The sequence below is a fragment of the Sphaerisporangium sp. NPDC005288 genome, from assembly GCF_040607475.1.
Classification (GTDB): Bacteria; Actinomycetota; Actinomycetes; order Streptosporangiales; family Streptosporangiaceae; genus Sphaerisporangium; species Sphaerisporangium rhizosphaerae.
The window spans coordinates 77,477-96,438 of record NZ_JBEXGT010000032.1; the positions used below are offsets into that span (position 1 = coordinate 77,477).

20 protein-coding genes and 1 pseudogene are annotated in these 18,962 nt (G+C 72.1%); 14 read left to right on the forward strand and 7 right to left on the reverse strand.

What is annotated here, in order from left to right; translation table 11 throughout:
* The first annotated feature begins 76 nt into the window (after positions 1–76).
* Positions 77–1,057 (forward strand): RNA polymerase sigma factor SigJ, encoded by a 981-nt coding sequence (gene sigJ, locus ABZU32_RS27330; protein WP_354926384.1) that lies wholly within the window; start codon positions 77–79, stop codon positions 1,055–1,057.
* 419 nt (positions 1,058–1,476) lie between these two features.
* Here sigJ and ABZU32_RS27335 read toward each other — a convergent pair.
* Together ABZU32_RS27335 and ABZU32_RS27340 are read right to left on the reverse strand one after the other, a co-directional pair.
* Positions 1,477–1,752 (reverse strand): annotated as a pseudogene (locus ABZU32_RS27335) (aminoglycoside adenylyltransferase domain-containing protein); the annotation flags it as partial.
* Positions 1,753–1,940: 188 nt separating this feature from the next.
* Positions 1,941–2,111 carry a hypothetical protein gene (locus ABZU32_RS27340; protein ID WP_354926386.1) on the reverse strand — a complete coding sequence of 57 codons (171 nt, stop codon included), beginning with the start codon at positions 2,109–2,111 and terminating at the stop codon, positions 1,941–1,943.
* Between the two features lie 232 nt (positions 2,112–2,343).
* Between ABZU32_RS27340 and ABZU32_RS27345 the strand changes: the two genes are divergently transcribed.
* The 9 genes from ABZU32_RS27345 (at position 2,344) to ABZU32_RS27385 (ending at position 9,635) form a co-directional block, all read left to right on the forward strand.
* On the forward strand, positions 2,344–3,093 hold the full coding sequence (locus tag ABZU32_RS27345; RefSeq protein WP_354926388.1) for a cytidylate kinase family protein: 750 nt from the start codon (positions 2,344–2,346) through the stop codon (positions 3,091–3,093).
* A gap of 167 nt (positions 3,094–3,260) precedes the next feature.
* Positions 3,261–3,884, forward strand: coding sequence for a helix-turn-helix domain-containing protein (locus ABZU32_RS27350; RefSeq protein WP_354926390.1), 624 nt, complete (start codon positions 3,261–3,263; stop codon positions 3,882–3,884).
* On the forward strand, positions 3,881–4,081 hold the full coding sequence (locus tag ABZU32_RS27355) for a ferredoxin (RefSeq protein WP_354926392.1): 201 nt from the start codon (positions 3,881–3,883) through the stop codon (positions 4,079–4,081). The genes ABZU32_RS27350 and ABZU32_RS27355 overlap by 4 nt, the downstream gene beginning before the upstream one ends.
* Position 4,082: 1 nt before the next feature.
* The gene (locus ABZU32_RS27360; RefSeq protein WP_354926394.1) at positions 4,083–5,354 is read left to right on the forward strand and encodes a cytochrome P450; all 1,272 of its coding nucleotides are present in this window, start codon (positions 4,083–4,085) and stop codon (positions 5,352–5,354) included.
* Between the two features lie 105 nt (positions 5,355–5,459).
* Positions 5,460–6,167, forward strand: a complete 708-nt coding sequence (locus ABZU32_RS27365; protein ID WP_354926396.1) for an RraA family protein — start codon at positions 5,460–5,462, stop codon at positions 6,165–6,167.
* A 90-nt stretch (positions 6,168–6,257) separates the two neighbouring features.
* On the forward strand, positions 6,258–7,244 hold the full coding sequence (locus tag ABZU32_RS27370) for a radical SAM protein (RefSeq protein ID WP_354926398.1): 987 nt from the start codon (positions 6,258–6,260) through the stop codon (positions 7,242–7,244).
* Positions 7,245–7,387: 143 nt separating this feature from the next.
* Positions 7,388–7,594, forward strand: coding sequence for a DUF3073 family protein (locus ABZU32_RS27375; RefSeq protein WP_354926400.1), 207 nt, complete (start codon positions 7,388–7,390; stop codon positions 7,592–7,594).
* The gene (locus ABZU32_RS27380) at positions 7,594–7,923 is read left to right on the forward strand and encodes a metalloregulator ArsR/SmtB family transcription factor (protein ID WP_354849505.1); all 330 of its coding nucleotides are present in this window, start codon (positions 7,594–7,596) and stop codon (positions 7,921–7,923) included. The genes ABZU32_RS27375 and ABZU32_RS27380 overlap by 1 nt, the downstream gene beginning before the upstream one ends.
* A complete protein-coding gene (locus ABZU32_RS27385) occupies positions 7,920–9,635 on the forward strand; it encodes a SulP family inorganic anion transporter (RefSeq protein ID WP_354926402.1) in 1,716 nt (571 codons plus the stop codon). Before ABZU32_RS27380 ends, ABZU32_RS27385 begins: the two co-directional genes overlap by 4 nt.
* A 57-nt stretch (positions 9,636–9,692) precedes the next feature.
* Here the strand turns inward: ABZU32_RS27385 and ABZU32_RS27390 are convergent, their stop codons facing one another.
* Both ABZU32_RS27390 and ABZU32_RS27395 read right to left on the reverse strand, forming a co-directional pair.
* A complete protein-coding gene (locus ABZU32_RS27390) occupies positions 9,693–10,904 on the reverse strand; it encodes an Ig-like domain-containing protein (protein ID WP_354926404.1) in 1,212 nt (403 codons plus the stop codon).
* A gap of 254 nt (positions 10,905–11,158) precedes the next feature.
* The gene (locus ABZU32_RS27395) at positions 11,159–13,372 is read right to left on the reverse strand and encodes an ATP-dependent RecD-like DNA helicase (RefSeq protein WP_354849514.1); all 2,214 of its coding nucleotides are present in this window, start codon (positions 13,370–13,372) and stop codon (positions 11,159–11,161) included.
* A gap of 218 nt (positions 13,373–13,590) precedes the next feature.
* Here ABZU32_RS27395 and ABZU32_RS27400 point away from each other — a divergent pair, with 218 nt between their 5' ends.
* Both ABZU32_RS27400 and ABZU32_RS27405 read left to right on the forward strand, forming a co-directional pair.
* Positions 13,591–14,946, forward strand: a complete 1,356-nt coding sequence (locus ABZU32_RS27400) for a serine hydrolase domain-containing protein (protein ID WP_354926406.1) — start codon at positions 13,591–13,593, stop codon at positions 14,944–14,946.
* 182 nt (positions 14,947–15,128) lie between these two features.
* Positions 15,129–16,379, forward strand: a complete 1,251-nt coding sequence (locus tag ABZU32_RS27405; protein WP_354926408.1) for a DUF6596 domain-containing protein — start codon at positions 15,129–15,131, stop codon at positions 16,377–16,379.
* 111 nt (positions 16,380–16,490) lie between these two features.
* On the opposite strand, the gene ABZU32_RS27410 is transcribed toward ABZU32_RS27405, so the two are convergent.
* The gene (locus ABZU32_RS27410; protein ID WP_354926410.1) at positions 16,491–16,862 is read right to left on the reverse strand and encodes a YciI family protein; all 372 of its coding nucleotides are present in this window, start codon (positions 16,860–16,862) and stop codon (positions 16,491–16,493) included.
* 192 nt (positions 16,863–17,054) lie between these two features.
* On the opposite strand from ABZU32_RS27410, the gene ABZU32_RS27415 reads away from it, so the two are divergent.
* Positions 17,055–17,678, forward strand: a complete 624-nt coding sequence (locus ABZU32_RS27415; protein WP_354926412.1) for a CGNR zinc finger domain-containing protein — start codon at positions 17,055–17,057, stop codon at positions 17,676–17,678.
* Between the two features lie 49 nt (positions 17,679–17,727).
* Here ABZU32_RS27415 and ABZU32_RS27420 read toward each other — a convergent pair whose 3' ends face one another.
* On the reverse strand, positions 17,728–17,946 hold the full coding sequence (locus ABZU32_RS27420) for a hypothetical protein (RefSeq protein WP_354849527.1): 219 nt from the start codon (positions 17,944–17,946) through the stop codon (positions 17,728–17,730).
* Positions 17,947–18,001: 55 nt separating this feature from the next.
* Here ABZU32_RS27420 and ABZU32_RS27425 point away from each other — a divergent pair, with 55 nt between their 5' ends.
* Positions 18,002–18,169 carry a hypothetical protein gene (locus ABZU32_RS27425; protein WP_354926414.1) on the forward strand — a complete coding sequence of 56 codons (168 nt, stop codon included), beginning with the start codon at positions 18,002–18,004 and terminating at the stop codon, positions 18,167–18,169.
* 21 nt (positions 18,170–18,190) lie between these two features.
* Here the strand turns inward: ABZU32_RS27425 and ABZU32_RS27430 are convergent, their stop codons facing one another.
* Positions 18,191–18,850 (reverse strand): response regulator transcription factor, encoded by a 660-nt coding sequence (locus tag ABZU32_RS27430; RefSeq protein ID WP_354926448.1) that lies wholly within the window; start codon positions 18,848–18,850, stop codon positions 18,191–18,193.
* Positions 18,851–18,962 lie beyond the last annotated feature (112 nt).

Genomic DNA, 18,962 nt, shown 5'->3' on the forward strand with positions numbered 1-18,962 from the left:
GTTCACTACGTTGTCTTGTCGAACCGGTGAGGGCAGAGCCGACCGAGGGAGTCAGTGACACGATGGCCGCCAGACCATGACCACCCCATCCGAGCCAGGAGACGGCCTGCCCGATCCGGGCGTGAGCGCGATCATGAACGAACGACGCCAGCTGATCAATCTCGCCTACCGGCTCCTCGGCTCCCTGGCCGACGCCGAAGATGTCGTCCAGGAGACCTACATCCGCTGGTACGCCATGTCCCGGCAGCAGCAGGACGCCATCGCATCCCCCGGCGCCTGGCTGACCAAGGTCGCCAGCCGCATCTGCCTCAACATGCTCTCTTCGGCACGGGCCCGGCGAGAGACCTATGTAGGCGAATGGATCCCCGAGCCACTCCCCGAACCCACGGAATGGATCAACGGCCGCTCCGACGGCATCACCGTCGACCCGGCCGACAGGGTGACCCTGGATGAGTCGGTCAATATGGCCTTCCTGGTCGTGCTCGAATCGATGACCCCGGCCGAGCGCGTCGCGTTCATCCTGCACGACGTCTTCCGCTACTCCTTCGCCGAAGTCGCCGACATCCTCGGCCGGACCCCGGCGGCCTGCCGTCAACTGGCCTCCTCCGCCCGCCGCCGCATCCACGCCACGCACGCTCCCGCGCCCCCCACCGCCCAGCAGGCCCGCATCATCAGAGACTTCAAGCAGGCATGGGAGGACAAGGACATCGACGCCCTCATCGACCTTCTCGACCCCGACGCCACAGTGGTCGCCGACAGCGGCGGCCTCGCCAGTGCCATGCTCCGTCCCATCGAAGGCGCCGAGCCGATCGCGCGCTCACTGGTCAATCTCGCCGGCAGGCTGCGCGACATGACGATCTTGGAGCGTACGGTCAACGGCCAGCCCGGGCTGGTGGCGCAGCGAGATGGCGTCACCGTGACGGTGTACGCCTTCGAGGTCGCAGGCGACCGGATCAGGCACATCTGGGGTGTACGCAACCCCGGCAAGCTGCGGCCCTGGGCGGCAGGCCCAGATGACCGGCAGACCCCGAAACAGCGAACGGTGCCCGCGCGATGAAAGACGGGATGTCGGCAAGACCCGTGGCACCAGGGACAGCCGTTCGCGTTCGCGCAGGTCACGGCCGCCCGCTGATGAGGTCGGCGGTCTGGGCGAGCCTCGATGCGTAGATGGCCTCCTGTCCGGCGAGAGAGCCGGGCAGGGTGGTGAGGCCGGCGGAGCGGTCCGTGAGGGCCCGCAGGCGTTCGGGAGCGAGTGTTCGGTTGTCGGCGACGAAAGTCCGAGCGGTCGCAGCCGTTGTCGTAGGACTCCCCGTAGACGCGCCCGCCGTCGTGTCCGCACCGCCCCCCTGTCGGCCGAGCCGGAGGTCGCGTTACGCCGATGTGCCGAGGATCCTGGAGAGGATCCGGTGAACGAATCGGGTGACCTCGCGCGGGTCGAGTTCGGCAGCGGGGTAGGCATCGTCGGCGATCGAGGGCCGACTGGACCAACTCATGGCCCGTTGCCGACACGTGGTGGAGCGCCCACTGCCCACCGTCGATTTTGGACACGAGTGCGCCATCCGCTGCGAACCGCCAGGCACGACATGCATTGAGCACCGCGTATTCATCGGGCGCGTGCTCGGCAGCCCAGCGCAACTCGGGCACCAACTGGGCCATGACCATGCCATGGGCGACCGGAGCGAACACCTCGGCCGGGGCGCGGCCGAGACCGACCAGGCGGCCGGCCTGGCGGCATACGGCGAAGTGCAACACCAAGTCGGGGTCTCCCTCGTGCCCATGACCATCGACGACCTTGGTGTCGCCGGGAGCTGTGGTGACATGGAGCTCGAATGGCGGCCGCGTCGTGGGGTGCAGGGTGGCGGTGAGGGTGACGACGCTCAGTTCCCGCCCGTGGGCAGGGCAGGCGGTCGGCGCTCAGCCGTTCCGCGGCGGCCGCCTGCTCATCTGCCGTCATGGGGTGCTCGCAGACGACAAGGACGTCGATGTCGCTGCGCGTCGAAGCCGCCGAGCACTGCGGACCCATGGAGGTAGACGCCCACCAGGCGCGAGCCGAGCACCGCGGCCACAGCGGATGCGACGTCGCTGATGTAGTGGTCTGACAGGCAATCCATGATCCGGACTATAGGAATGCCGTAGGGCCATGAGTGAGATGGGCGACACGAAGTGGGGTGAAGTCGGTATGGGACATGATTGTGAAACTACCGCGGACGCGGTCAACGCACCCCGGCTCGTCGCCCTCGTCCGCGCCGCAGCCCACCTCGAACGAGGCGTCCATTTCGAACGCGAGCCGGCCACCGCAGCCTGACGTGCGGTGCTGAACTGAGACACCTGAGAGAGGCGGCGATGGACCAAGGCACCCGCGGCGAGCTCATCAGCCGGCTGGCCGAGGCGATCAGGTCCGTCACGGCCGCGCACCCGCTGCGGGTCGCCATCGACGGGCCGCCCGCCGCCGGCAAGACCACGCTGGCCGACGAGCTCGCCGTCGTCCTGCGCGCGCAGGGCCGCGACGTCATTCGCGCGAGCATCGACGACTTCCTCTTCCCCCGTGCCCAGCGCTACCGACGCGGCCGGTACTCGGCCGAAGGCTGCTACTTCGACGCCCACGACCACGCCGCGCTGTGCCGGGTCCTGCTCGATCCGCTGGGCCCAGGCGGAGACCGAAGGTTCCAGCACGTGGTCTACGACAAAGACACCGACACCCCATCGTCCCCGCCGGCCACGACCGCCCCCGCGGAGGCCGTACTGCTCTTCGACGGCGTCTTCCTCCTGCGCCCAGAACTCATCGACCGGTGGGACCTGCGCATCTTCGTGTCCGTCCCATTCGAGCAGACGGTGGATCGCGCCCGGGACCGAAGCACGGCGCTGACCGGATCCACCGCCGACACCGCCGACACCGCCGACACCGCCGACACCGCCGACACCGCCGACACCGCCGAAATCGAACGGTCCTGGCGCAACCGCTATATCCCCTCCCAACAGCTCTACTTCGCCACAGCCCGCCCGGCCGACCACGCCGACATCGTCGTGTACAACGATCAGCTCCAACGGCCGGCCTGGGAAGTCCGGCCACACTCATCGATCCACAGGATCTGACGATCGCGGGCCCGGCCGCCGGAGAACCGCGCCCACTCCCGAGCGTCCGCCCGCCGGACCCACTGACGTCTCCTGTGCCGTACTGACATCTGCAAGCGACTCGGACATCGGCGCCTGGCTCCTCCCGCGCTGTTGACGAATCAAATGAACGATCTTTTAATTCACTTATGGGGCGTATCGCGGGGGTGACCGCGGCCGAGACGCGGGAACGACTGCTGCTCGCGGCCGCCGAGGTGTTCGCCGAGCGCGGGTACGACGGCACGCGCGTGGCCGACATCGCCGCCGCGGCCGGAGTGAGCAACGGCGCGCTGTACGCCCACTTCGGCTCCAAGGCCGAGCTGCTGGTCGCCGCGCTTAGGGCGCACGGCCGGCAGATGCTGGCCAGCCTGCTGGCCGCAGAACCGGGTCGCTCGGCCACCGACCTGCTGCTGGTCATCGGCCGCTGGCTGCCCCGCCGCCGGCCCGCCGACGGCCACCTCATCGTCGAGGCGCTGGTCGCGGCCCGCCGCGACGCCGACGTCGCCCGACCGATGCGCGACTACATCGGCGAGCGGGCCGACTGGATCGCCGGGCTGGTCGGCGTCGCCCAGCGCGAGGGCGAGCTGGACCCCGCGCTGTCGCCCGAGGCGCTGGCCCACTTCTGCCTGCTGCTGTCCATGGGAAGCGCGCTCATCACCCCCGCCCTGCACGCCGTCGACCCCGCCGACTGGTCGGCGCTGCTCACCCGCGTCGCCGGTGCCCTCGCCCCACCGGCCACACCATCGACCACAGACCGGAGCACTCCGCAGTGAGAGTACGAATCGACCCCCAGCGCTGCCAGGGACACGGCCGCTGCTACGACCTGGCCCCCGCCCTGTTCACCGAGGACCAGGAGGGCTACGGGCACGTCGCCGGCGACGGCCAGGTGCCGGCCGGCGAGGAGCCCGCGGCGCGCCTGGCCGCGGCCAACTGCCCCGAGCGGGCCATCGGCACCGGCGCGGAGGCGTGAGATGACCGTCGACGACCGGTTCAGCCAGGACTTCCGCGGGACACGTCCCGACGCGCCCCTCGGCACGCGCAGCGAGATCGTCACCGGCCCGGTCACCGACTGGGCCAGCGACTTCTCCCACCTTGAGCCCGAATGGGCGTCCGACCCCTACCCCATCCAGGACGACCTGCGGCAGCGGTGCCCCATCGCGCACACCGGCCGCTTCGGCGGCGGCTGGCTGCCGACCCGCTATGAGGACGTCGCGGCGATCGCCTACGACACCGACCACTTCTCCTCCCGCTCGATCATCATGAGCAACTTCCGGCCGCCCCTGGAGGCGGCCCCCGTCGGGGGCAGCCCGCCGATCTCCTCCGACCCGCCCTTCCACCACGACGCGCGCAAACTGCTGCTGCCGGCCTTCACCAAGACCGCGGTCGCCAAGCGGGAGGCGGCCACCAGGGCGCTGTGCCACGCGCTCATCGACGGCTTGGAGGGGCAGCGGGTCGTCGACGCCGCCCGCGACTACGCCCAGCACATCCCGATGCGGGTCATCGCCGACATGCTCGGGTTTCCCCAGGAGGACGGCCCGCGGTTCCGCGAGTTCATCGAGAACGCGCTCGAAGGGGTCAACCTGCCGCCCGAGGAGCGCACGGCGCGGATGGGCCTGCTGTTCGACTACCTGCTCGCCCAGATCCGCGACCACCTGGACCACCCGCGCGAGGACCTCACGACCTACCTCATCAACGCCGAGCTGTACGGCAGCAAGCTGCAGCCCGCCCATGTGGCCGGCACGATGGCGCTGCTGCTCATCGCCGGCATCGACACCACCTGGAGCGCGATCGGCGCCTCGCTGTGGCACCTGGCCAGGACGCCGCGCGACCGCGAGCGCCTGGTCGCCGAGCCCGACCTGCTGCCCACCGCGATGGAGGAGTTCCTGCGGGCCTACGCCCCGGTCACGATGGCCAGGCTGGTCAAGCAGGACATGCACTGGAACGGCGTCGACATGAGGGCCGAGGACTGGATCCTGCTGTCGTTCCCCGCCGCCAACCGCGACCCCGCGCAGTTCGACCGCGCGGACCAGGTCGTCATCGACCGGCAGGTCAACCGGCACGCCGCGTTCGGTCTCGGCGTGCACCGCTGCGTCGGCTCCCACCTGGCGCGCATGGAGCTGCGGGTGGCGCTGGAGGTGTGGCTGGAGCGGGTGCCGCGGTTCGCCCTGGCCGACCCGTCGGCGGTGACCTGGGCCGCCGGGCAGGTCCGCGGGCCGCGGACGCTCCCGCTGCGCATCGGCTGACCTTCCCGCACCGCCCGGCGCGCCCTCATGCTTGATCGCCGGCCGGGGGACGTGGCAGCGTCGGGGTGACAGGCGCCGGCGGGCGGCGCGGGAAGGACGCACGGCATGGATCACCACAAGCTCGCTGAACGGTTCTCGGCTCTGACCACCGCCCACATCGCCGACGCCTGCCTGCGCGCCCGGGTGCCCGTGCGGTGCGCCCCGGCGGCGGTGGGCCCCGTGACGCCCGGCGACCGGCTGTGCGGGCGCGTCCTGCCCGCCCGGCACGCCGGTAGCGTCGACGTCTTCCTGGAGGCCTTCCAGCAGGCCGAGTCCGGCGAGGTGCTGGTGGTGGACAACGGCGGCCGGATGGACGAGGCGTGCGTCGGCGACCTGGTCGTGCTGGAGGCCGCGGCCGCCGGGCTGAGCGGGGTCGTCATCTGGGGCCTGCATCGCGACACCGCCGACATCCGGGCCATCGGGCTGCCGGTGTTCAGCCTGGGCGCGATCTCCACCGGGCCGCTGCGGCTGGACCCCCTGCCGCAGGACGCCCTGCGCGCGGCCACGGTGGGCGAGCTGACGGTGACCGCGGCCGAACTGGCCCTGGGTGACGACGACGGCGTGCTGTTCGTCCCGGCCGACCGCGCCGAGGACCTGCTCACCCTCGCCGAGGGCATCCGCGACACCGAGCGCCGCCAGGCCGAGCGCATCAGGGCCGGGGTCTCGCTGCGCGAGCAGGTGCGGTTCGCGGACTACCTCGCCCGGCGCCGGCAGACGCCCGCGCTGACCTTCCGCGAGCACCTGCGCGCCATCGGCGGGGCCATCGAGGAATGAGCACCCGATGAGCGCCCGCCGCGGCGATCGGCTCGCCCGGAGCCGCGGATCACTTGCCACGGGTATCGAATACGTGTTCCACTGTAGGTCATGCGTTTCGACGCCCTTCCCCTTGTCGAGCACCCCGTCCAGACGCGCCCGCGCATCGAACGGCGCGCGGTCCGCCGGGCCGAGGGTGAGACGACCTTCTACGAGGTGCCGGCGCGCACGATCATCGACCGGGTGCCCGAGGCCGCCGGGCTCGGCCTGTCATTCGCCGTCAGCCCCTACCGCGGCTGCGCCCACGCCTGCCTGTACTGCGGGGCCCGCCGCTCCCACCGCTACCTCGGCCTGGATGGCGAGCGCGACTTCGGCTCGGCGATCGTGGTCAAGATCGACGCGGCCCGGCGGCTGCGGGCCGAGCTGGCCTCTCCCCGGTGGGCCGGCGAGACGGTGGGCATCGGCCTGAGCGGCGACTGCTACCAGGACGCCGAGCGGGTCTACCGGCTGATGCCGGGCATCCTGGCGGCGCTGCGCGACGCGGGCAACCCGTTCCACGTCATGACCAAGAGCGCGCTGGTCCTGCGCGACGCCGAGCTGATCGCCCAGGCCGCCGAGGTGGCCGAGGTGCAGACGCGGGTGTCGATCGGCTTCGTCGACGACCGGCTGCGCCGCGTGGTGGAGCCCGGCGCGCCGAGCGCGCAGAAACGCCTGGAGCTGTGCGCCGAGCTCGTCGAGCGGGGGGTGCCCTGCGGGGTGCTGATGGCCCCGATCCTGCCGTGCCTGACCGACTCGGAGGACCAGCTGCGCGCCGTGGTGCGCCGCGTCGCCGAGGCCGGCGCCGTCAGCCTCACCCCCATGGTGCTGCGCCTGCCCTCCGGCTCGCGCGAGTGGTACCTGCGGTGGCTGGCCGAGGAGCATCCGCGCCTGCTGCCCCGCTACGAGGAGCTGTACGGCGCGGGGCCGATCGCCGCCGAGGACTACCGCCTGCGCGTGGAGGGCCGGGTCGCCGAGCTGGCCCGCCTGTACGGCATCGGCGCCCGCCGCCTCCCCTGGCAGCCCCGCCGCACCGTCGACCGCCAGCTCGCCCTGCTGTAGCGCGTCCCCCAGGTCACTGCCGGCCGGGACGGAGCACGTTCGCCGCCCGTCTTCGCCGGCTCGTGGGGTCCTTAGTTGCGGTTTTTTGAAATTCTATATAATGGCAAACCGTGTGATGCCCGTCGAGGAGGAGGCGATGCCGAGTGGGACGTGGCCGGGCCAAAGCCAAGCAGGTGAAGGTCGCTCGTGCGTTGAAGTACAGCGCTGGAGGTGATCTGGATTCGCTGCGGCGGGAGTTGGGCGTCGATGTGCCCCCTGCCGCACGCGCGGAGCCGGACGGCGGCGTGAGCGAAGCGGACCTGGACCAGGACCAGGACCAGGACCGCGGAGTCCAAGGCGGGGCCGGGTGATGCCGGTCCCGCTGTACCAGGCCAAGGCCGAGCTGTTCAAGACACTCGGCCATCCGCTGCGCATCCGGGTGCTGGAACTGTTGTGCGAGGGACCCAAGCAGGTCCGGGAGCTGCTGACCGCCATCGAGGTGGAGGCGCCGAATCTGTCGCAGCAACTGGGGGTGCTGCGCCGGGCGGGTCTGGTGACCGCCCGGCGGGACGGGACGACCGTGGTGTACGAGTTGGCCGGAGCGGATGTGTCGGAGATGATGCGGGCGGCTCGCCGGATCCTCACCGAACTGCTGGCAGACCAGCATGAACTGCTCGCCGAGCTGGAACAGACGACGTGAACCTACGGGAGGTGCTGCGCCGGCTGCCGGATCTGCTGCCCGGACGGTCCGACTGGGTCGCCGCGCGCCGCTCCCCGGGCCGGGACCTGGTGGCCGGGCTGATCGTCGCGGTGGTGGCGCTGCCGCTGGCGCTGGCGTTCGGGGTCTCCTCCGGGCTCGGCGCCCAGGCCGGCCTGGTGACCGCGATCGTCGCCGGAGCGCTCGCGGCCGTGTTCGGCGGCAGCAATCTGCAGGTGTCCGGTCCGACCGGCGCGATGACCGTCGTGCTCGTCCCGATCGTGCACCTCTACGGCTCCGGTGGAGTGCTGATGGTCGGCCTGATGGCCGGGCTGGTACTGCTGGCCTTGTCCGCGCTGCGAGTGGGGCGGTTCGCCCGGTTTCTGCCGACGTCGGTGACCGAGGGGTTCACCGCCGGTATCGCGGTGGTCATCGCGCTGCAGCAGATCCCCGCGGCGCTCGGCGTGGCGACCGCGGACGGCGAGAAGGTGTGGCAGGTCGCGGCCTCGGCCCTGGCGCGCTTCGCCGCTCATCCGACCTGGGTCGCGCCCGTCATGGCGCTGGCGGTGGCCGCTTTGATGCTGACCGGCGCCCGGCTGCGGCCGGGTGTCCCGTTCTCCCTTCTCGGGGTCGCGGCCGCGACGCTGGGTGCTCAGGTGTTCTCGCTCGACGTCGCCCGGATCGGGGCCTTGCCGGCCGGGCTGCCCGCCCCGTCGCTGGGCTTCTTCGATCCCGGCATGGTGGGAACGCTCCTGCCGTCCGCGCTGGCGGTGGCCGCGCTGGCCGCGCTGGAGAGCCTGCTGTGCGCCACCGTCGCCGACGCGATGAGCGTCGGCGAGAAACACGACCCCGACCGGGAACTGTTCGGGCAGGGCATCGCCAACCTGGCCGCGCCCGTCCTGGGCGGCGTTCCGGCGACCGCCGCGATCGCCCGCACCGCGGTCAACGTCCGCGCCGGGGCCCGGTCCCGGCTGGCCGCGCTCACCCACGCCGCCGTCCTCGCCGGCATTGTGCTCGCCGCCGGCCCCTTGGTCGGCCGGATCCCGCTCGCGGCGCTCGCCGGGGTGCTGCTGGCCACCACCGTCCGCATGGTCGAGGTCGGCTCCTTGCGCGCGCTGGCCCGCGCGACCCGCGGCGACGCCGTCGTGCTCGCCCTCACCTTCATTGTGACCGTCGTTTTCGACCTCATCACCGCGGTCGCCGTGGGTCTTGGCCTGGCCGTCGTGCTCGCGCTTCGCGCGGTCGCCCGGACCTCCCGGCTCGACCAGGTCCCGCTGGACGCGGGTGACCACAGCGCGGAGGAACAACGGCTGCTGAGCGAGCACATCGTCGCCTACCGGTTCGACGGGCCGCTGTTCTTCGCCGCCGCCCACCGCTTCCTGCTGGAGCTGTCCGAAGTCGCCGACGTCCGCGTGGTGATCTTGCGGATGTCCCGGATCACCACCTTGGACGCCACCGGTGCCCATATCCTCGGCGACGCGATCACCCGCATGGAGCGCCGTGGCATCACCGTCTTGGTCTCCGGCATCAAACCCGGGCACACTCAGGTCCTGGTCGCCCTCGGCGTCGCCGACCACCTCCACCGCGACGGCCTGGTCTTCCCCGACACCCCCACCGCCATCGCCCATGCCCGCACCCTCCTGCACCACCACGGGCTGCTCCCGGCCGCCACCCCGCAGGCGGCGTCCGCGGTGACCGTGCACCGCCGCGGATGACGGGTGGATCGGCCGGCGGGCGGCCCGGCGGCGCCGACGTGTCAGACCTCAGCCGGCTCAGCCGGCCAGGGCGCTGCCCTTCTTCCACTGCTTGAACGGCATCTGCCAGTAACCCCAGCCGTTGTTCCACTCCAGCGTGCGGGTCGTCCCGACGATCTTGACGACGTCGCCGCGGTGGAAGTTGTCATAGAACCACTTGGCCTGGTCGGGGCGGGCGTTGACGCAGCCGTGGCTGACGTTGGCCCGGCCCTGCGAACCGACCGACCACGGCGCGCTGTGGACGTACTCGCCGCTGTTGGAGATGCGCACGGCGTGGTCGACGACCTCCTTGTAGTATCCGGGGTCGCCCTTCTTCTTGCCCGGGGAGATCATGGTGACCGGGTTGCCGCGCTCCATCGTCAGATGGACGCCGTTGGTGGTGGTGTACTCGCGCGTGGTGGCCTTGCCGGCGCTGATCGCCATCCTCTGGACGATCTTGCCGTCCTTGCGGACGATCATCTGGTGGCTGCGGGTGCTGACGCTGCTGATCCACGCCGCGCCGACCTTCATGGTGGTGGCGTAGTTGCGCACGCCGTACACGTCCTTGCCGTCGCGCACGCCTTCCAGGGCGGCGGTGAAGCGCACCTTCTGGTGGGCGGGCCAGTACTTGGCGGTGCGGTAGATGACCAGGCTGTCGTCGATCCACCGCCAGGCCCCGGTGACCGGCTTCTCGGCGGTGACCTTCAGCGCCCGCTCGACGGCCTTCTTGTCGGCCACCGGCCGGCTGAAGCGCACCATGATCGGCATGCCGACGCCGACGGTCTCCCCCTTGACGTTGGGGGTGATGTCGGCGATGCGCAGCTCCTGGGCCGGCTTGAGGGTGGTGAAGGAGCTGGTGGCCGTCGCGGGGCCGCCCTGGCCGGTGGCCTTGGCGGAGACGGTGTAGGTGGCCGAGGGCTTCAGCGGGCCCTTGGACACCCACTTGGTGCGCCCGGCGTCGAACTCGCCCTTCAGCGGCTTGCCACCGGCCTCGACGGTGACCTCCTCCAGCTCCCCGTCGCCGACGGTGACCACGACGCTCTTCTCGGGCCGGACCTTGCCGGCGCCCTTCACCGGGCTGATCTTGATCTGCGGCAGGGGCGTCGGGGGCGCGCTGGTGCCGGCGCCTCCGTCGGCGCCAGGGCCGGAGGGGCTCGCGCCGCCGCCCGAGCATGACGCGGTCAGCAGACAGGCCGTCACCACGGCCAGCCCGGCGATCGGAGTCCTCAGACGTTGACGAAAGTCCCGCACGACCTTCTCCCCCAGGACGGCAAAGTGCTCATAAAAAACCCTAATGGGGATCAGCACTGAAACGTACACGTTTGGGGTTAGTTGGATCACATTTCGGCCAACTCACAGGCGCCATTCAGGCCCGAATGCCCTGTCCAGCCTTGTCAGGACGCTTGACGAAGATTGTCAGTGAAAAATCGGGCAAAGCCGTCGAAGGTGACATCGGGGCGTAACGCCGCCGGCGCGAGGCGCGTACGGCCGTCGCCCGCGCCGCCTCAGCCCTGGCGGAGCCGGTGGGTGAGGCTGGTGTGGCGGCGGCCCGCCCCCCGGGTGCGCACCGCCTGCGCCAGGGCACGGCGGGAGCCGACCAGCACCACGAGCTTCTTGGCGCGGGTGACCGCCGTGTACAGAAGGTTGCGCTGCAACATCATCCACGCGCTGGTCGCCAGCGGGATCACCACGGCGGGATATTCGCTGCCCTGCGAACGGTGGATGGACACCGCGTAGGCGTGCGCCAGTTCGTCCAGCTCGTCGAAGCCGTATTCGACGCTCTCGTCCTCGTCGGTCAGGACGGTCAGCTTGCCGTCCTCGGGACGCAGGTCGGTGACCACCCCGACGGTGCCGTTAAACACCCCGGCCGCGCCCTTGTCGTAGTTGTTGCGCAGCTGGGTCACCTTGTCGCCGATGCGGAAGACCCGGCCGCCGTAGCGCCGTTCGGGCATGCCCTCGCGGGAGGGGGTGAGCGCCTCCTGCAGGGCGTTGTTGAGGTTGCCCGCCCCGGCCGCGCCGCGATGCATCGGGGCCAGCACCTGCACGTCGCGGCGGGGGTTCAGCCCGAACCTGCGGGGAATGCGCCGGGCCACCACGTCCACGGTGAGCGCGGCGATCTCCTCGGGCTCCTCGCAGGGGAACAGGAAGAAGTCGGTCATGCCCTCCAGCGTGGGATGCAGGCCGGTGTTGATCCGGTGGGCGTTGACCACCACGCCCGACTGCTGGGCCTGGCGGAAGATCTGGGTCAGCCGCACCCGCGGGACGACGTCGGCGGCCAGCAGGTCGCGCAGCACCTCCCCCGCGCCGACCGACGGCAGCTGGTCGACGTCGCCCACGAACAGCAGGTGCGCCCCGGTGGCCACCGCCTTGACCAGCTTGTTGGCCAGCAGCAGGTCCAGCATGGACGCCTCGTCCACCACCAGCAGGTCGGCCTCCAGCGGGTTGTCGCGGTCGAAGGTCGCCTCCCCGCCCGGGCGCAGCTGCAGAAGGCGGTGGACGGTGGTGGCCTCGTGACCGGTCAGCTCGGCCAGGCGCTTGGCGGCCCTGCCGGTGGGGGCGGCCAGCACCACCTTGGCCTTCTTGGCGCGGGCCAGGGCCACGATCGAACGCACGGTGAAGCTCTTGCCGCAGCCAGGCCCGCCGGTCAGCACGGCCACCTTGGAGGTGAGGGCCAGCCGCACCGCCTCGGCCTGCTCGGGGGCCAGGTCGGCGCCCGTCTGCTCGCGCAGCCAGCCCAGCGCGGCGCTCCAGTCGACCCCGGCGAAGGCCCCGAGCCGGTCGTGCCCGGAGTCCAGCAGGCGGCGCACACCGCCCGCCAGCGCCAGCTCGGCGCGGTGGAAGGGCACCAGGTAGACCGCCGGTACCACGGCGTCGCCGGCGGGGACCTCCTCGCGGACCACGCCCTCGGCGGCGGCCAGCTCGTCCAGGCAGCTCGCCACCAGCTCGGCCGGCACCTCCAGGATCTTCACCGCGTCGCCGACCAGGTTGGGCGCGGGCAGGTAGCAGTGGCCGGCGTCGGCCGCCTGGGACAGGGTGTAGCGCAGGCCGGCCTTGACCCGCTCGGGGCTGTCGTGCGGGATGCCGACGGCCTGGGCGATGGTGTCGGCGGTCTTGAACCCGATGCCCCACACGTCGTCGGCGAGCCGGTAGGGCTCGGTCTTGACCACGGTGATTGAGGTGTCGCCGTACTGCTTGAAGATGCGCACGGCGATCGAGGTGGACACCCCGACGCCCTGCAGGAAGATCATCACCTCTTTGATGATCTTCTGTTCCTCCCAGGCGGCGGCGATCATCTTGGTGCGCTTGGGACCGAGCCCGGGCACCTCCACCAGCCGTTCGGGCGACTTCTCGATCACCTCGAGGGTGTCGGTGCCGAAGTGACCGACGATGCGCTCGGCCATCTTGGGGCCGATGCCCTTGACCAGCCCCGACCCGAGGTAGCGCTGGATGCCCTGCACGGTGGCCGGCAGCACGGTGGTGTAGGACCACACCTCGAACTGCCTGCCGTACTTGGGGTGGGAGGTCCACCGGCCGGTCAGCCGCAGGCTCTCGCCGACCTGCGCCCCGAGCAGCGGCCCCACGGCCGTCACCAGCTCGGCCCCGCCCCGCTCGACGGCCACCCTGGCGATGGTGTACCCGGTCTCCTCGTTGGCGTAGGTGACGCGTTCCAGGACCGCCGAGATGCTCGTGCCCGCGGCCCCGTCGCCCTTCACCTGCACCCCGCCACCTCCACGCCGTCCTACGCTCGCGCCAGCGTAGAACAGAGCCGGGCCCCCGGCAGCCCGTCCGGTACGCGGCCCCCGGGAAGCGGGCGCGAGGAGGGCTCCGCGGCAAGGGCGTACGGCCCTGGGATGAACGGCTTGTCGGCCGGTCGGCGGGCCGATCACCGCTAATGTGTCACTGATCCTGGCGGGACCTCAGATCGGGAAGTGGGCCGATGGCGGCGATTCTGGAAGGCACGGCTCGCGCGCTGCTGCGCCGCGTGGCGATCGAGCAGGCCGAGGCACGCACACCCTCGCTGGTCGCGACGGTGCTGCGCGACGGCGAGCCGGTCTGGTTCGGCGCCCGGGGGACGGTCGAGGGCGGCGCCGCGCCGGCGGCCGACACCCAGTACCGCATCGGCTCCATCACCAAGACCCTGGTCGCCGTGCTGGTCATGCGGCTGCGCGACGAGGGCCTGCTGACGCTGAACGACCCGTTGTCCCGGCACATGCCCGCCACCCCGGTCGGCGAGGTCACCATCGCCCAACTGCTGTCGCACACCGCCGGCCTGACCGCCGAGCCGCCCGGCCCGTGGTGGGAGCGCGTGCACGGCATGGAGATCGACGAGCTCACCGGCGCGCTGGACCAGGGCACCTCCCGTCACCGGCCCGGCCGGCGCTTCCACTACTCCAATCTTGGGTTCGCCCTGCTGGGCGAACTGGTCGCCCGCCACCGCAAGGCCGACTGGGCCGACGTCGCCCGCTCGGAGATCCTCGAGCCGCTCGGCATGCGCGACACCACGACCCGGCCGCGCGAGCCGTACGCCCGCGGGTACGCCGTGCACCCGTGGGCCGACGTCCTGCTGCCCGAGCCCGAGCACGACGCGGGCGCCATGGCGCCGGCCGGGCAGCTGTGGTCCACCTGCGCCGACCTGGCCACCTGGTCGCGGTTCCTGGCCCGCGGCGACCGCCGCGTCCTGGACCCCGCCACGCTGGCCGAGATGCGCGAGCCGGCCGGCGTCGACGACGCCGAGGTGTGGAGCACCGGCTTCGGGCTGGGCATCCAGCTGCTGCGCCACCGCGGGCGCCGCCTGGCCGGGCACGGCGGGTCGATGCCCGGCTTCCTGGCCGTGGTCTGGGGCGACCCCGCCGACGGCGCCGGCGTGCTGTGCATGGCCAACACCACCTCCGGGCTGCGTCCCACGGTCGCCACCGACCTGCTGGACATCCTGGAGGCCCACGAGCCGGCCATCCCCCGCCCGTGGGCGCCCACCGCCGCCGACCCCGACCTGCTGGAGCTGACCGGTCCCTGGTACTGGGGGCCGACCGCCTTCCTGCTGCGCCTGCTGCCGGGGCGCGACCTGAAGATCTCCCCGGTGAACGGGCAGGGCCGCTCGTCCCGGTTCGCCGCGCGGCCCGACGGCACCTGGCTCGGCCTGGACGGCTACTACGCCGGCGAGACCCTGCGCGTGGTGCGGCGGGCCGACGGCTCGGCCGGGCATCTGGACCTCAACACCTTCATCTTCACCCGGGTCCCCTACGACCCCTCCGCGCCGATCCCGGGGGGCGTGGAGGAGTCCGGCTGGCACTGACCGGCACTGACCGGCACCGAGCGGCACCGACTGGCACCGAGGGGCCCGGGCGCGCCCGCCCTCGGCGACGAGCACGGCGACGGCGACAGTGACAGCGACGAGGGCCGTATGCTCTTTCGGGCCGCCCGGCGCTCCGGCGACCGGGGGCGCCACAGCGGACCGAGCACGCGGGGGACGCCGACGTGAGCACCGACATCCACTTCGAGGACCTGCTGCGCGAGCTGGCGCCGAAGGTCCTCGGCGCCCTCATCCGGCGCCACGGGCACTTCGACGCCGCCGAGGACGCCGTGCAGGAGGCGCTGCTCGCCGCCGCCCTCCAGTGGCCCGAGCAGGGCGTCCCGGACGCGCCCAAGGCGTGGCTGATCACCGTCGCGGGCCGCCGGCTGACCGACCAGTGGCGCAGCGACCAGGCCCGCCGGGTCCGCGAGGTCACGGTCGCGACCATGGAGCCCGGCGGCGAGGCGGCGCTCGGCCCAGGCGAGGACGCCCCGCCCGACCAGGACGACACCCTCACGCTGCTGTTCATGTGCTGTCACCCCGCGCTGTCGCCGCCCTCGCAGCTCGCGCTCACCCTGCGCGCGGTCGGCGGCCTGACCACGGCGCAGATCGCCCGGGCATTCCTGGTGCCCGAGGCCACCATGGCGCAGCGCATCAGCCGGGCCAAGCAGCGCATCAAGACCACCGGCATCCCCTTCGGCCCGCCGCCGGAACCAGAGCGGGCCGAGCGGCTGCGCGTGGTCCTCCACGTGCTCTACCTGATCTTCAACGAGGGGTACACGAGCACCTCCGGCGACCAGTTGCACCGCGCCGAGCTGACCGGCGAGGCGATCAGGCTCACCCGTGCGGTGCACCGGCTGCTGCCCGGCGATGGCGAGGTGGCCGGGCTGCTGGCGCTCATGCTGCTCACCGACGCGCGCCGCCCCGCCCGTACCGACGCCGCCGGCGGGCTGATCCCGCTGGCCGAGCAGGACCGCGGCAGGTGGAACCGCGAGCAGATCGGCGAGGGCGTGCGGCTGATCACCGCGGCGCTGTCGGGCGCGCCGCTCGGCCCCTACCAGCTCCAGGCGGCCATCGCGGCCGTCCACGCCGAGGCGCCGACCGCGGCAGGCACCGACTGGGCGCAGATCCTGGCCCTGTACGAGCTGCTGGAGCGCATGGCGCCCAGCCCGGTGGTCACCCTCAACCACGTGGTGGCGCTGGCGATGGTGAAGGGGGCGGCGGAGGGGCTCGCGCTGCTCGCGACGCTGGACGGGGACGAGCGGCTGCAGGGCCACCACCGGGTGGACGCGGTGCGCGCCCACCTGCTGGAGATGGCCGGCCAGGTGGAGGACGCCCGCGCCTGCTACCGCGCCGCGGCCCGGCGCACCACGAGCCTGCCCGAGCAGCGCTACCTGGACGGGCGCGCCGACCGCCTGGCACCGGCGGGCCCCTGACCTCAGGGGCCCGCCGCCATCGCCGCGCACCCCTCGGACCGGCGACCGCCGCCACGCAGGTCTCGCTTCAGCGTGGCAGGTCCTGCCCGGTCAGACGTCGCCGGAAGGTCATCATCGCCGGTCGGCCCGGCGGAGCATCGCGTCCGTCTCCGGGTCGGGCATGAGTTCCCGCACCTCCTGCGCACAGCGGCAGGCGGCGGCGGTCTTGGCGGCCCACGCCAGCGCCTCCTCGCGTGAGGCCACCTCGACGACCGAGAACCCGCCGATGACCTCCTTGGTCTCCGGGTAAGGGCCGTCGGTGACCATCCCGTCCGTGGCCACGACGCTCGCCCTCTGCCTTTCCAGGCCGGCGCCGAACACCCACACGCCGGAGTCCACGGCCTCCTGGATCACCGCGTGCGCGGCCTTGCCCACGTCGGGCCAATCCTCGTCGGGGATGTGGTCCATCGCGCCGTCATTGAACGAGATCAAGTACCGAGCCATCTCATCACTCCCTTGTACCGGCGGTCTCCTCTGGCCGCCTCGCACCCGCTCTACGAACGACTCCCCAGGGATCCGACAGTATGCCGAAAAAATCTCACGAAACCTCCTCAGCCCCGGAGTTCACCGCCGTGGACGTAATCTGGGCGGACGGGCCCGGGGGACGGCGGCCCTGATGCGTGAAGGAGAGCACCTGTGGAGCGCTTGACGGCGGTGGAGCTGGTCAACACCATCCGCCACGACGGCAACGGCGGCGTCACCGACGAGCTGGCCACCCTCGCCGGGCTGGCCCGGTGGATCCGCGAACGGGAAGACCTGTCTTCCGGCATCACCGGCGCCGCGCAGGCGATCGCCGACGAGGACCTCAGGGGCGAGGTGGTCGAGCTGCGGCGGGCGGTCCGCGCCCTGTTCGCCCGGGCGGTCAGCCCCGGCCCGGCGAGCCCGGCGGACGCGGGGCGCCTGCTCCCCGGCGACCAGGCTCTGGCCCACCTCAACGCCGTCGCCGCCCGCGAGCCCATCGCCCCCCAGCTGCACTGGCCGGCCGCCGGGCCGCCGGGGTCGCGGCCGCTGTCGGCCGAGACCGACCCGCGCGTCCGGCTCCTGGCGGCCCTGGCCCGCGCCGCCATCGACCTGCTGTCCGGACCGGCGCGCGAGCGGCTGCGGGCCTGCACCGCTCCCCGCTGCGTGCTCTATTTCGTCAAGGGCCACGGCCGCCAGGAGTGGTGCAAACCCTCCTGCGGCAACCGCGCGCGGGCCGCCCGCCACTACCAGCGCCACCACACCCCGGGCACCACGCCCGCCGCGGCCCCGCGCGCCTAGCGCCGGCTCCTGCTCATGGCGACTGCGGCGCAGAACCGAGGTCGTGCGTTTACGGGACGCTGTAGAGGAACCAGAAGTTGTACTGGTAGTCGCAGTGGTACCAGCTCCACATCCCGTTCTGGACGCCGTAGTCTCCGTACCGGTAGCAGTCGGAGGATGAGTAGTAGACGTTGCGTAGTGTGTCGGCGTGCGCGGGCGTGGTGCTCCCGGCGACCACCAACCCGCCGACCAGGGCTCCCGCGACCGCCAAGGCTCGCATCTTGCGCATCGATCCTCCGTTGAGTGGATCACCAACCGGCTTTCCTGCGGAGCATTACAGCCCGGTGGGCGTTGTCCAGCTCAACTGGCCCTTCGCCGCCAACGCGGACGAGCTGACCTGGGACGCCTTGGGACGGGCACGCCACCGCCCGTGGAACTTTCAGTGCCGCTCCCTGGACGCCTCCGCGGACGGCCACGAGAAGCGCCGTGAGCAATCGCACGCGTGCGCCTGACGCGGCGCCGGCGACGCCGCGTCAGGCGTCCCCGATCACCAGGCCCGCCTCGTAGGCGACGATCGCCGCCTGGACGCGGTTGTTCAGGCCGAGCCGCAGCAGGATGGCGCTGACGTGGGATTTGACGGTGCCTTCCGAGAGGAACAGTTCACGGCCGATGTCCTGGTTGGACATGCCACGGCCGACGAGTGCCAGCACCTCGCGCTCCCGCGCCGTCAGCGACTCCATGCGCCTGCGCGCCGTTCCCGCCCTGGAGAGCCTGCTGCCGCCCAGCTGCGCGATGACCTTCCGCGCGATCCTCGGCGACAGGTACGCCGCGCCGCCGGCGACCGCCCGCACCCCCATGATCAGCTCGCGGGGGTCGGAGGCTTTCAGCAGGAAGCCACGGACCCCCTCCTCGAGCGCCCTGGCGACGTAGTCGTCCTCGTCGAACGTGGTCAGCATGACGACCGCGACCTCGGGCATGGCGACGCGCAGTTCGGCCGCCGCGGACAGGCCGTCGAGGCGCGGCATCCGGATGTCCAGCATCGCGATGTCCGGCCGGTGCGCGCGCGTCAGCTCCACCGCCTCGCGCCCGTCGGCGGCCTCGGCGACCACCTCGATGCCCGCGTCGGTGACCAGGATCGCCCTCACCCCCGCCCGGATCATGGCCTCGTCGTCGGCCAGCACCACCCGGATCATCGGCCTCCCCCGGCCTTCTCCCCGGGCTCCCCGGGTTTCTAGATCTCCCTGCTGTCCTGGGACGGCCGGGAGGTCGTCCTCCTCCTCGCGGGAGGCCCCTTCCCGGTCGCAC